General features: G+C 71.5%; 11 protein-coding genes. 6 read left to right on the plus strand and 5 right to left on the minus strand.

Going from position 1 to position 12873, the window contains the following annotated elements:
• Positions 1-109: 109 nt before the first annotated feature.
• Positions 110-1423 (plus strand): dicarboxylate/amino acid:cation symporter, encoded by a 1314-nt coding sequence (locus AC07DF_RS00540; RefSeq protein WP_478965599.1) that lies wholly within the window; start codon positions 110-112, stop codon positions 1421-1423.
• 75 nt (positions 1424-1498) lie between these two features.
• Positions 1499-2227, plus strand: coding sequence for a TetR/AcrR family transcriptional regulator (locus AC07DF_RS00545; RefSeq protein WP_478965601.1), 729 nt, complete (start codon positions 1499-1501; stop codon positions 2225-2227).
• Here AC07DF_RS00545 and AC07DF_RS00550 read toward each other — a convergent pair.
• Both AC07DF_RS00550 and AC07DF_RS00555 read right to left on the minus strand, forming a co-directional pair.
• Complete coding sequence (locus AC07DF_RS00550) at positions 2215-3105, minus strand: MaoC family dehydratase (RefSeq protein WP_478965603.1); 891 nt, start codon at positions 3103-3105, stop codon at positions 2215-2217. The two genes, AC07DF_RS00545 and AC07DF_RS00550, sit on opposite strands and share 13 nt — an antisense overlap.
• Entirely contained in the window at positions 3105-4421 is a 1317-nt protein-coding gene (locus AC07DF_RS00555; RefSeq protein WP_478965605.1) for a 3-oxoacyl-ACP reductase, read from the minus strand. The genes AC07DF_RS00550 and AC07DF_RS00555 overlap by 1 nt, the downstream gene beginning before the upstream one ends.
• A gap of 95 nt (positions 4422-4516) precedes the next feature.
• On the opposite strand from AC07DF_RS00555, the gene AC07DF_RS00560 reads away from it, so the two are divergent.
• The 4 genes from AC07DF_RS00560 (at position 4517) to kstD (ending at position 11082) form a co-directional block, all read left to right on the plus strand.
• Entirely contained in the window at positions 4517-5800 is a 1284-nt protein-coding gene (locus AC07DF_RS00560) for an acetyl-CoA C-acetyltransferase (protein ID WP_478965607.1), read from the plus strand.
• Between the two features lie 232 nt (positions 5801-6032).
• Entirely contained in the window at positions 6033-7952 is a 1920-nt protein-coding gene (locus AC07DF_RS00565; RefSeq protein WP_478965609.1) for an AMP-dependent synthetase/ligase, read from the plus strand.
• A 154-nt stretch (positions 7953-8106) separates the two neighbouring features.
• Entirely contained in the window at positions 8107-9198 is a 1092-nt protein-coding gene (locus AC07DF_RS00570) for a sugar ABC transporter substrate-binding protein (RefSeq protein WP_478965611.1), read from the plus strand.
• Positions 9199-9363: 165 nt separating this feature from the next.
• Complete coding sequence (gene kstD / locus AC07DF_RS00575) at positions 9364-11082, plus strand: 3-oxosteroid 1-dehydrogenase (RefSeq protein WP_478965613.1); 1719 nt, start codon at positions 9364-9366, stop codon at positions 11080-11082.
• A gap of 42 nt (positions 11083-11124) precedes the next feature.
• On the opposite strand, the gene AC07DF_RS00580 is transcribed toward kstD, so the two are convergent.
• From AC07DF_RS00580 to AC07DF_RS00590, 3 genes are all read right to left on the minus strand, one after another.
• The gene (locus AC07DF_RS00580; RefSeq protein WP_478965615.1) at positions 11125-11787 is read right to left on the minus strand and encodes a class I SAM-dependent methyltransferase; all 663 of its coding nucleotides are present in this window, start codon (positions 11785-11787) and stop codon (positions 11125-11127) included.
• Between the two features lie 358 nt (positions 11788-12145).
• Positions 12146-12445, minus strand: coding sequence for a hypothetical protein (locus tag AC07DF_RS00585; protein WP_478965617.1), 300 nt, complete (start codon positions 12443-12445; stop codon positions 12146-12148).
• A 187-nt stretch (positions 12446-12632) separates the two neighbouring features.
• Positions 12633-12836 (minus strand): cold-shock protein, encoded by a 204-nt coding sequence (locus AC07DF_RS00590; RefSeq protein ID WP_003992177.1) that lies wholly within the window; start codon positions 12834-12836, stop codon positions 12633-12635.
• Positions 12837-12873: the final 37 nt, after the last annotated feature.

Here is a 12873-nt window from a genome sequence, read left to right on the forward strand (position 1 = left end):
TGGATCTCTGTCGGTGCGCGTCCGCCAACTGTCGTCTCTGACGTAACGCCAACCCCCGTCGTCTCCCACGTCAGCTCCCCCCAACGCGTCCCCCCAACGGAGTCAGTCCGTGTCCTCATACACGAAGTCCTTCAAGGTGCCCTTCTGGGCCCAGATACTCGCCGGTCTCGTCCTGGGCGTGCTGCTCGGCTGGCTCGCCCGCAACCAGGACCTGTCCTGGCTGACCACCACCCTGGAGAAGGTCGGCGACACCTTCATCGGCCTGCTGAAGCTCGCCGTCGCCCCGCTCGTCTTCTTCGCGATCCTGGTCTCGATCACCAATCTGCGGAAGGTCAACAACGCGGCCCGCCTGGCCTCGCGCACCCTCCTGTGGTTCATGGTCACGTCGCTCATCGCGGTGAGCATCGGTCTCGTCATCGGCCTGCTCACCAACCCGGGCGCCGGTACCGGCCTCACGCCCAAGGACGGCGCCAAGCCCGAGGAGACCGGCTCCTGGATCGACTTCCTCACCGGCATCGTGCCGACGGACGTCATCACGCCGTTCACCGAGCTGAACGTGCTCCAGATCGTCTTCATGGCCGCCGTCGCCGGTATCGCCGCCCTCCAGCTCGGCGAGAAGGCCCAGCCGATCCTCAACCTGAGCGAGTCCGTCCTGGAGCTGCTCCAGAAGGCGCTGTGGTGGGTCATCCGCCTCGCCCCGATCGGTACGGTCGGCCTCATCGGCAACGCCATCGCCACCTACGGCTGGGACCTGATCGGCAAGTACGCGACGTTCACCGCCGACATCTACATCGGCTGCCTGATCGTGCTGTTCGGCGTCTACCCGGCGCTGCTCGCGACCGTCGCCAAGGCCAACCCGATCCAGTTCTTCAAGGGTGCCTGGCCCGCGATCCAGCTGGCCTTCGTCTCCCGCTCCTCCGTGGGCACGATGCCGCTGACGCAGAAGGTCACCGAGCGGCTCGGCGTGCCGAAGGAGTACGCGTCCTTCGCGGTGCCGTTCGGCGCGACGACCAAGATGGACGGCTGCGCCGCGATCTACCCCGCGATCGCCGCGATCTTCGTCGCCCAGATCTTCGACATCCAGCTGGGTGTCGGCGACTACCTGCTGATCGCGTTCGTCTCGGTGGTCGGCTCCGCCGCCACGGCCGGACTGACCGGTGCGACGGTCATGCTGACCCTGACCCTCTCCACCCTCGGCCTGCCGATGGAGGGCGTCGGTCTGCTCCTCGCGATCGACCCGATCCTCGACATGATCCGCACCGCGACCAACGTCGCCGGCCAGGCCCTCATCCCGGTCCTGGTCTCCGCCCGGGAGAACCTGCTCGACCGCGAGGCCTACGCCACGGCGGACGGCTCCTCCCTGGACGACCCGTGGGACGAGAAGCGGGACGCGGAGCGCGAGCAGGTGCCTGCCGCGGCGTGACGGGGTGACGTCCCCTGGCCGGTCCGCTTCGGTTCACGACCGAGGGCAGGCCAGGGGGCCCGTACGCTAAGCCGTATGGGTGCCGTGAAGACCAAGCGGATGCCGCGTGCGGTCCGTGAACAGCAGATGCTGGACGCCGCCGTGCGGATCTTCGGCCAACGGGGCTACATGGCCGCGTCGATGGACGAGATAGCCGAACTGGCGGGTGTCTCCAAGCCGTTGGTCTATCTGTACCTGAACTCCAAGGAAGACCTCTTCACCGCCTGCATCCGCCGCGAGGCCAAGGCCCTCGTGGCGGCGGTGCGGGCCGGGGTCCGTCCCGATCTGCCCGCCGACCGGCAACTCTGGGAAGGGCTCGGGGCGTTCTTCGCCCACACCGGGCGCAACCAGGACGCCTGGTCGGTCCTGCACCTCCAGGCCCGGACGCACGGCGAGCCCTTCGCCGCCGAGGTCGCCGCGATGCGCGAGGAGATCGTCGCGTTCGTGACGCAGCTGATCCTCACCGGCGCCCGGGAGGCCCACCACGACCCCGACCTGCCGGAGCGCGAGGTCGCCGGTCTCGCCGAGGCCCTGGTCGGCGCCGCCGAGTCCCTCGCCGCCTGGGCCAACGCCACCCCGGGCATCACGGCCCGTCAGGCCGCGGCCACGATGATGAACTTCGCGTGGGCGGGCCTGGGCGACCTCATGGCGGGGCGACCGTGGTCGCCGCCGGGGGATGAGCGGGCGGGGGATGAGCGGACGGGCGATGAGCAGGCGGAGGAGGAGCAGGCGGAGGAGGAGCAGGCGGGCGCTCAGGCCGGGTAGACATCTCCCGTCACGTGTATCCGCTCGTTCCCGTCCCGCAGTTCGAACCGGCCATCCTCCGCCGCGTACGTCACGATTCCGGGCAGCAGCACCGGCGCCTTGAACTCCGCGCGCACGTGGCAGGAGTCCGGCGTGCCGTGCGCGGCGAGGCAGCGGGCGAGCGTCCACATGCCGTGGGCGATGGCCCGGGGGAAGCCGAACAGGCGGGCGGTGAGCGGGTGGAGGTGGATCGGGTTGCGGTCCCCGGAGGCGGCGCCGTAACGACGCCCGACATCCTCGGCGAGCCGCCACTCGGCGACGGCGGGCAGCGGCTTGCGGACCTCCTCTGCGGGAGACCCGGGGACCCCTCCGGAAGATCCGGGACCCTCTCCGGGAGACCCGGCGGGCCGTGGCGTGCGGTGCCGGGCGAGGTACGTGCTGCTCGACTCCCAGACGACGTCCCCGCCTTCCCGCACCTCCGTGACGACCGTGGCCTGTGTGCCGCGCCGGTGCGGTGCCAGACCCGCGACCCGCACCGCGAGTTCGTACGCGCCCGTCGCCGGCATTCCCCGGTGCCGGGTGAGCGTGATCGACGTGTGGACCAGGCCCAGCAGCGGCAGTGGGAAGTCCCGGCCGCTCATCAGCCGCATGGCCAGGGGGAATCCGAGCACGTGCGGATACGTCAGCGGCAGCGCGTCCTCCCCGGTCGGGAACCCGCAGACCCGCTCGTACGCCGCCAGCCGCGCGAGGTCGACGCGCAGACCGGGCAGGACCAGCCGGGTGCGCGGGAACTCCGCGTCGGGGGCGGGCCGTTTGAGGGGGGACAGCAGGGCACCGCGGACCAGGAGCGGTGCGAGGGAGGGGGACCCGGTGAGGACGAGTGCGGCGGCGTCGGTCATCACGCCCCCAGCAGGCTCTGGCCGCAGACGCGCACGACCTGGCCGTTGACCGCGCCCGAGGCCGGGTGCGCGAGCCAGGCGGTGGTCTCGGCGACGTCGACCGGAAGACCGCCCTGGGCGAGGGAGTTCATGCGGCGCCCCGCCTCGCGGATGAACAGCGGGACGGCGGCCGTCATCTTCGTCTCGATGAAGCCCGGCGCGACCGCGTTGACCGTCACCCCGTGCTCCGCGAGTGCGCGTGGCGCGAGCGAGCGGACCAGGCCCACGACGCCCGCCTTGCTCGCCCCGTAGTTGGTCTGCCCCGCGTTCCCGGCGAGGCCCGCGATCGAGGCTGTCGCCACGATCCGGCCGCCCCGCTTCAGCGTCCCGGCCTTCAGCAGTGCGTCCGTGGTGCGCAGCACGCTCGCCAGGTTCACCTCCAGCACCGAGATCCAGCGCTCGGCCGGCATGTTCACCAGCCGCCGGTCGCGGGTGATGCCCGCGTTGTGGATCAGCAGGTCAAGCCCGTCCGGCAGGGCCTCGGCGATCCGCGCGCCCGCGTCGGCCGCCGTGATGTCCAGGAGCAGCGCGCTGCCGCCGAGCCGGTCGGCGACGCGCCGGGCGTCCTGTTCGGCCCCCGGCACATCGAGGACGACGACCCGGGCCCCGTCCCTGGCGAGTGTCTCGGCGACCGCCTCACCGATACCGCGCGCGGCACCGGTGACCAGGGCGGTCCGGCCGGTCAGGGGGCGGTCCCCGTCCGGTGCCGCCTGGGGTTCCCCGGGCTCCTGGGGCGTGCCCACCTCGATCACCTGCCCGCTGACGTACGCCGACTTGGGTGAGAGCAGGAAACGGAGCGTGGATTCCGCTGCGGACGCGTCCGTGAGCCGGACCAGGTTCACCGTCCTGCCCCGGCCGATCTCCTTGCCGAGGGAGCGTGTGAAGCCCTCCAGGGCCTGCTGGGCCGCGGCCTGGTGGTGGTCGGCCGGGTCGAGCGGCGCGCCGAGCACGACCACGCGCCCGCTCGGGGTGACGGACCGTAGGACGGGATGCAGTGCCGCGTGGACGTCGGCCAGCCCTTCGACGTCCCCTACCCCGCTCGCGTCCAGGACGACGGCGGCCGACCGGTCGGGGCGGGCCGGGGGGAGTCCCGTACGGGCGAGGACCGGTGCCAGGCCGAGGGCGGACCGGCCGGCGGTGAGGTGACGCAGGCCGCCGTCCAGGGCCGGGCGCTCGGGGGACCAGCGGGTCAGCGCCGCGGGCTGGGGCAGGCCGAGTCTGCGGGTGAGGAAGCGGCCGGGTGCGGTACCGGTGAAACGCAGATAGCGGTCGGCCATTCCAACTCCCAGCTCCCGGATGATGCGCGTTCTTCCTTACTCTGGAGTAAGGTTACCGGAGGTAAGGCTATGTCACAGGCGAGGAGCAGGTCGAGATGAGCCCCCAGAAGACGTCGGTGCGGCGCGTGGCGGTCATCGGCGGAACGCGCATCCCGTTCGCCCGCTCCGACGGGCCCTACGCCACCGCCTCCAACCAGCAGATGCTCACCGCCGCCCTCGACGGCCTCGTCGAGCGGTACGGACTCCAGGAACCCGGCGCGGTGGGTGAGTTCGTCGCCGGCGCCGTCCTCAAGCACAGCCGCGACTTCAACCTCGCCCGCGAGACGGTCCTCGGCTCGACGCTGCATCCGCGCACCCCGGCCTACGACATCCAGCAGGCCTGCGGCACCGGACTCCAGGCCGTCATCGCCGCCGCCAACAAGATCGCCCTCGGCCAGACGGAATCGGCGGTCGCGGGCGGCGCCGACACGGCCAGCGACGCGCCCCTGGGCGTCAACGACACCCTGCGCCGCATCCTGCTGGAGGCCCGGCGCGCGAAGTCGACGGGCGCCCGTCTGAGGGCCTTGGCGAAGGTGCGCCCGTCCCATCTCGTCCCCGACATCCCGCGCAACGCCGAGCCGCGCACCGGCCTGTCCATGGGCGAACACGCCGCCGTCACCGCCCGGGCCTGGGACATCGGCCGCGAGGCCCAGGACGAACTGGCCGCGGCGAGCCACCAACGGCTGGCGGCGGCGTACGAACGCGGCTTCTTCCAGGACCTGGTGGTCCCCTTCCGGGGGCTGGCCCGTGACCAGAACCTGCGCCCCGGCTCGACCGTGGAGAAACTGGCCTCCCTGAAACCGGTGTTCGGCCTGGACCATCCCGGCCCGACCATGACCGCCGGGAACTCGACCCCGCTGACGGACGGGGCCGCCACCGTCCTGCTGGCGAGCGAGGAGTGGGCCCGGGAGCGCGGCCTGACACCGCTGGCGTACCTGACCGCGTACGAGACGGCCGCCGTGGACTTCGTGGAGGGCGATGTGGCGGGCGGCGAGGACGGCCTGCTCATGGCGCCGGCGTACGCGGTCCCGCGGATGCTGGAGCGGGCCGGGCTGAACTTGGCCGATTTCCAACTGATCGAGATCCACGAGGCGTTCGCCTCCCAGGTGCTGGCGACACTCGCCGCCTGGGAGAAGCGGGGCCTCGGCACGGTGGACCGCGACCGGCTGAACGTCGCCGGCTCGTCCCTCGCCACCGGTCACCCCTTCGCCGCCACCGGCGCCCGGATCGTGACCACGCTGGCCCGTCTCCTCGCCGAACGGGACGCCCCCGCACGCGGACTGATCTCGGTGTGCGCGGCGGGCGGGCAGGGGGTGACGGCCGTCCTGGAGCGGGCGTGAAGGCCAACGAGGCACCAAAACTGAAGGTCCCTCACGTAACCCCCGAGAATGCACAGGCCCGGCTCCGGACCATCCCCGAACCCGCACAAACCCGCCACGTGAGAGCCGTACGATCCCGTTCCTACCGGCAGTAACCCCTTTCTGGGGGTTCAGCCGGTTGAGCGCCTCGGCGTGCGAGGCACGTACGTCCACGCAGCAAGCAGTTTTTCGCTGCACGCCCCAGGAGCCGCCCGTGTCCACTGCGTATCCCTCCTCCGCCTACGGCGACGTGTACGGAGGACCGGTCCTGGTCGAGCCCGAGACGCGGCGGCTGGACGGGGTGGTGCGGGAGGCCGCCGTACCGCCGCTGGCGCCGCCGTGGACGCACGGGTCGCTCGCCGACCTGCCGTTCGACAACGCGAGCGCGGAGCCGGGTGCCGTGGTGCTCAGCCGCAAGGACGCCGAGGGACGCTGGAGCGATGTCACGGCGGCCGAGTTCGCCGCCCAGGTGCTCGCCGTGGCGAAGGGGCTGATCTCCGAAGGCCTGATGCCGGGCGACCGGGTCGCCGTGATGGCCCGCACGATCTACGAGTGGACGGTCCTGGACTTCGCGGCCTGGTCGGCCGGACTGGTCACCGTCCCCATCTATCCCACGTCCTCCGTCTTCCAGGCCCGCTGGATCCTCCAGGACTCGGGTGCGGTCGCCCTGGTCACCGAGACCGCCGCGCAGGCCGCCGCCCTCGGCCCGGAGCGCGAACGCCTGCCGGACCTCCACCACATGTGGGTCGTCGAGAAGGGCCACGTGGACCGGCTCGCGGAAGCCGGGGCGCACCTGGCCGACCACGAGGTCGAGGTGCGGCGCGGCATGCTCGGCCCCGACACGCTCTCCACCCTCGTCTACACCTCGGGCACCACGGGCCGCCCCAAGGGCTGCGCCCTCACCCACGGCAACTTCTTCGCCGAGGTCGACAACGCCATCGAGCTCCTCTACCCCGTCTTCAGGGCGAAGACCAGGGAAGAGGCCTCGGTCCTGCTGTTCCTGCCGATGTCCCACGTCTTCGGCCGCATGGTCGCGATCGCCTGCATCCGCGCCCGGGTACGGCTGGGCCACGCGCCGAGCATCAAGGCCGACCACCTGCTGCCTGACCTGGCGAGCTTCCGGCCGACCTGTCTGCTGGCCATCCCGTACATGCTGGAGAAGGTCTTCAACTCGGCCCGCGCCAAGGCCGAGGCCGGCGGCCGGGTGACCTCGTTCGACCGCGCGGTGTCGGTGGCGCAGCGCTACGGCGAGGCGATGGAGGCCCAGCAGACGGGCACAGGACCGGGCCCCTCCCGCGCCCTGAAGACCGCCCGGGCCTTCTACGACCCCCTGGTCTTCCGCCGTATCCGCAACGCCATGGGCGGCCGGGTCCGCTACGCGATCTGCGGCGGCTCACCGCTCGGCCGCCGCCTCGCCGCGTTCTACGCCGGCGCCGGCATCGAGATCTTCGAGGGCTACGGCCTGACGGAGACCACCGGCGCCTCCACCGTCACCCCGCCCCTCAAGCCCCGCCTGGGCACGGTCGGCTGGCCGCTGCCCGGCACCCGCGTGCGGATCGCCGCCGACGGCGAGATCCTCCTCGCCGGCGAGCACGTGCTGCGCGGCTACTGGGACCCCCAGGCCGGCGGCGTGGTCCCCGCCGCCCCCGACGGCTGGCTCGCCACCGGCGACCTCGGCGAACTCGACGACGAGGGCTATCTGACGATCACCGGCCGCAAGAAGGAACTGCTGATCACCGCGGGCGGCAAGAGCGTCGCCCCGGCCCCCCTGGAGAACTGGCTGCGCTCCCACCCGCTCATCTCCCAGTGCATCGTCCTGGGCGACGGCCGCCCCTTCGTCTCGGCCCTGATCACCCTCGACCCGGACGGCATCACCCACTGGCGCCAGATGAACGGCAAACACCCCGTACCGCCCAAGCTCCTGGTCGACGACGAGGAGCTGCGGGCCGTCCTCCAGCGCGCCGTCGACGAGGCCAACAAGATGGTGTCCCGCCCGGAGTCCATCCGCGCCTTCGCCATCCTCGCCGAGGACTTCACCGAGGAGGCAGGCCACCTGACCCCGTCGATGAAGCTCCGCCGCCAGGCGGTACTGCGTGCGTTCACAGAGGAAGTCGAGGGGCTGTACGCACGCTGAGGCGGCCTGCTGTGAGGCGGCCTTTGCGATGTCTTCACACGATTTTCTTGACGTCGTACGCCGTCTCCCCTTTGGCTTTCGAGCAATCCCGTCGCGATGCTCCCCCCATCGGAAGGCACCACCAGTGAAAGCGCGTAACACCCGTCGGACCGCTGTGCGCCCTGTCGCCATAGCCCTGGCGGTCTCCGTATCGGCCCTGTCCCTCACCGCGTGCGGCGACGACGGGAGTGACGACAGCGCCGTGCGGAAGGGCAACGACATCACGGTGGGCCTGCTGCTGCCCGACCGGGACACGGCTCGCTTCGAGAAGTTCGACTACCCCCTGATCAGGGACGAGGTCGCGTCCCTCACCGAGAACAAGGGCAAGGTGCGCTACGCCAACGCCGAGGCGAGCGTGTCCAGACAGAGCCGGCAGTTCCAGCAGATGATCGACGACAAGGTCGACGTCATCCTGGTGGACGCGCTGAACTCCAAGAAGATCGCCACGGACGTCCAGAAGGCCAAGGACGCCGGCATCCCGGTCATCGCCTACGACCGGCTCGCCGAGGGCCCGATCGACGCCTACGTCTCCCACGACAACGAACTCGTCGGGCAGGTGCAGGGCCGCGCCATCATGAGCGAGCTCGGCGAGAACTCCGAGAAGAGCAAGGTCGTCATGATGAACGGCGACCCCGGCGACCCCAACACGGCCCGGTTCAAGGACGGCGCGCTGAGCGAGCTCCAGGGCCAGGTGGACATCGTCGAGCAGTACGACACCAAGGAGTGGAAGCCCTCCATCGCCAAGGCGAACATGGAGAAGGCCATCAAGGCCGTCGGGCTGAACAACATCGCCGCCGTCTACTCGGCCAACGACGGCATGGCGGGCGCCGTCATCGAGGCGATGGAGGAGGCCGGCGCCACCAAGATGCCGCCGGTGACCGGGCAGGACGCCAACCTGGACGCGGTGCAGCGGGTCGTGTCGGGGGAGCAGTACATGACCGTCTACAAGTCCTTCCTGCTGGAGGCGACGAACGCCGCGAAGATCGCGGTGGCCAAGGTCCAGGGCCGTCAGATCGAGTTCGCCGCACTGACCCGGGAGACCGTCGACAGCCCGACGGCGAAGACCATCCCGGCGATGCTGGTGCCGGTGGTCGCCCTCACCAAGGACAACATCAAGGAGACGGTGATCACGGACGGCGTCTACACGGTGAAGGACATCTGCACCGCGAAGTACAAGGCGGACTGCGCGGCGATCGGCCTCGAGTAGCCCTTGACTTCGCGGGGTGCCCGCGCGACATTCCCCACCCCCATCTGTCGCGCTGGAGCCGTCATGACCACTGACACGAACTCCGCACCACCCGCTGGATCCCCTTCCCGGGCTCCTTCCCGGGCTCCTTCCCGGGGTCCTTCACGGGCTCCTTCCCGAAGACGAGTGCTGGCCGGTGCCGCGGGTGCCGGGCTCGCGGTCGCCGCCGGAGTGCAACAGGGCGCCCAGGCAGCCGACTTACCCCTGCTCGGCACGTACGACGTCGTCGTCATCGGCTCCGGCGCGGCGGGCATGACCGCCGCGCTGACCGCCGCCGGGCAGGGGCTGAGTTGCGTCGTCCTGGAGAAGGCCCCGACCTTCGGCGGCTCGGCCGCCCGCTCCGGCGCCGGGATCTGGATCCCCAACAACCCGGTCCTCCTGGCGGCCGACGTCCCGGACACGCCCGCGAAGGCCGCCGCCTACCTCGCCGCCGTCGTCGGCCCGGACGTCACCGCCGACCGGCAGCGCGCCTTCCTCGCCCACGGCCCGGCCACAATCTCCTACGTCATGTCCCACAGCCCCCTGCGCTTCCGCTGGATGGAGGGCTACAGCGACTACTACCCGGAGCTGCCCGGCGGTCTGCCGAACGGCCGCTCCATCGAGCCCGACCAGCTCGACGGCCGCATCCTGGGCCCGGAGCTGGCCCGTCTGAACCCGCCGTACATGGACGTGCCCGCCGGGATGGTCGTCTTCAGCGCCGACTACAAGTGGGTCACCCTGGCCGCCGTGAACGCCAAGGGCGCGGCCGTCGCGGCCCAGTGTCTGGCACGGGGCACGGCGGCGGCGCTGCGCGGCGAGAAGCCGCTGACCATGGGCCAGTCACTGGCGGCCGGGCTGCGTGCGGGACTGCGGTCGGCCGGGGTGCCGGTGTGGCTCGACACTCCGCTCACCGACCTGTACGTCGAGGGCGGCACCGTCAGCGGAGCGGTGGTCACCCGCAACGGCGGACCCGGACTGGTCCGTGCCCGCCGGGGCGTGATCGTCGGCTCCGGAGGCTTCGAGCACAACGCGGCGATGCGCGAGCGCTTCCAGCGGCAGCCCATCGGCACGGACTGGACCGTCGGCGCCAAGGAGAACACCGGCGACGGCATCCTGGCGGGGGAGCGGCTCGGCGCGGCCCTCGACCTGATGGACGACGCCTGGTGGGGCCCGGCGATCCCGGTCCCGGGCCAGCCGTACTTCTGCCTCGCCGAACGCACCCTCCCCGGCGGCCTCCTGGTCGACGGGTCCGGCCGGCGCTTCGTCAACGAGGCCGCCCCCTACAGCGACGTCGTCCACACCATGTACGAGGAGCGCGGGGCCATCCCGGCCTGGCTGATCACCGACCAGAACTACCGCAACCGGTACCTCTTCAAGGACGTCCTGCCGACCCTGCCCCTCCCCGGCGCCTGGTACGACTCGGGCGCCGCCCACAAGGCCTGGGCACTGGACGCGCTCGCGGCCTCGATCGGCGTCCCGGCGGCTGCCCTGCGCACGACCGTCGACCGCTTCAACTCCCAGGCACGGCGGGGCCAGGACCCCGACTTCCACCGCGGTGACAGCGCCTACGACCACTACTACACGGACCCGTCCGTCCTCCCGAACTCCTGCCTGGCCCCCCTGTGGCTGCCCCCGTACCACGCCTTCCGCATCGTCCCCGGCGACCTCGGCACGAAGGGCGGGATGCGGACGGACGCCCGTGCCCGCGTCCAGCGGGAGGACGGCTCGGTCATCCCGGGCCTCTACGCCGCGGGCAACGCCAGCGCTGCGGTCATGGGCCACAGCTACGCGGGCGCGGGCTCGACCATCGGCCCGGCGATGACGTTCGGGTACATCGCGGCGAGGGACATCGCGGGGGCGCTGTAGGGGGTTCTCCAGGGGGTTTTTAGGGGTTCTCTAAGGGGTTCTCTAGGGAGTGGGGGGCTTCGGTGGCTTGCGGGCCACGAGGCACGCCTGGGCGGCCGGCTCGCCGAGCTCCTCGTCGGCCTCCCGTACGGTCCGGGAGCGCAGGACGAATCCGGCGGCTTCGAGCAGGGGGATGATCTGCTCCGGCCGGCGCCGCCGGAACTCCACCGCCACCCGGTGTCCGAAGGCCTCCTCGTAGCGGCGGGGCTCGTCCCCGGCCTGGAAGCCGAGCAGCAGATGCCCGCCGGGCCGCAGCACGCGGTGGAACCCGGCGAAGACGCCGGGCAGGTGGTCCAGGGGGGTGTGGATGATCGAGTACCAGGACAGGACCCCGTCGAGCGAGTCGTCCGGCAGGTCCAGCTCCAGGATCGACCCCTGCTCGAACCGCAGGGCGGGGTTCTCGCGACGGGCGATCGCGAGCATCGACTCCGACAGGTCGAGGCCGAAGACCGACAGCCCTCGCTCTGCCAGAAACGCCGTCACCCGCCCGGGCCCGCACCCCAGGTCGGCGACCTCGCCCCCCTCACCCACCAGCTCCGCGAAACCGGCCAGCAGCCCCCGGTCCAGGGGCGTGGCCCCGTGCAGCCCAGGGAAATAGGCGGCGTAGTCCTCGGCCACGGTGTCGTAGAAGGTACGGGTCTCGCGCACGAAGTCGGCATCGGTCATGCCCCGAGACCCTACTGCGGGGTCGCGCCGGCCCGCCCGCCGTTCGCCTGCCCGGTCTCGTCGGCTGGGTGTGTCGGCGGGGGTGGGGGTTGCCTGCCTGTCTGTCGGTCTCTGTGGCTCGGCGTGTCGACGCGGGTCGTGCGGCATGCCGGCCTGCTGGCCTCTCCGGACTTGGTGTGTCTGCCCGCCCCGTGCAGCACGCATGCCTGCTGGGGCCCTGCGGCCAGGTCCCGCTGCCGTCGGCCCGCGTGCCCGTCGCCTGCGTGCTCGGGCCCCCGCCCACGCCTGCGTGCTCTTCCCCTGGCCTCGGGGGGCCGCGTCGGCCCCATGGCCCCGGCCTGCCCGCTCCCCTGCGCCCCTAGCTGGTCGGCTCGTCTCCCCGGCCCTCGCCCGACTGGCCGTTCCCCTGCCCCTCGGCCGCCCTCATCGCCCCGGCGCCCGCCGCCGCTCCGATCGCCGTGCCCAGGCCCAGGCCCAGGGCCAGTCCGAGGCCGATGTTGTCGAAGACGGTCATGCCGAGGGACAGCCCGAGCGCCGTGCCGAGCGACAGTCCGAGGGACACGCCGGTCGCCAGATGGTTGTGCGGGCGAGTTCCGCTATCCCGCTCGCCGTTCTCGCCGTTCTCGCCGTTCTCGCCGTTCTCTTCATGTCCCTGCATCCGGACATCTTCTCCCGGCCCGTGCCCGAGCAGGCCAGGCCCCCGGGTCCGTCCCCGCCACAGCGGAGCGACCCGCAGAATTCGCCGGAAATTCATCGACCTCTCCGGGAACGACAGAACCGGAAGAGGACGGGAAAAGGCAGGAGCCCCGACGCCTGACGGCGCGGGGCTCCTTGGGTACTACTGATCAGACCGGGGTGACGTTCTCAGCCTGCGGACCCTTCGGGCCCTGCGTGACGTCGAAGGACACCTGCTGGTTCTCCTCGAGGGAGCGGAAGCCGCTCGCGTTGATCGCGGAGTAGTGGACGAAGACGTCGGGGCCGCCGCCCTCCTGGGCGATGAAACCAAAGCCCTTTTCGGCGTTGAACCACTTCACGGTTCCGGTAGCCATAAGCCCTCCTTGGGCCCAAAAGGGTTGCCCTGCTCCA

It is taken from the genome of Streptomyces sp. NPDC044719 (assembly GCF_056433405.1).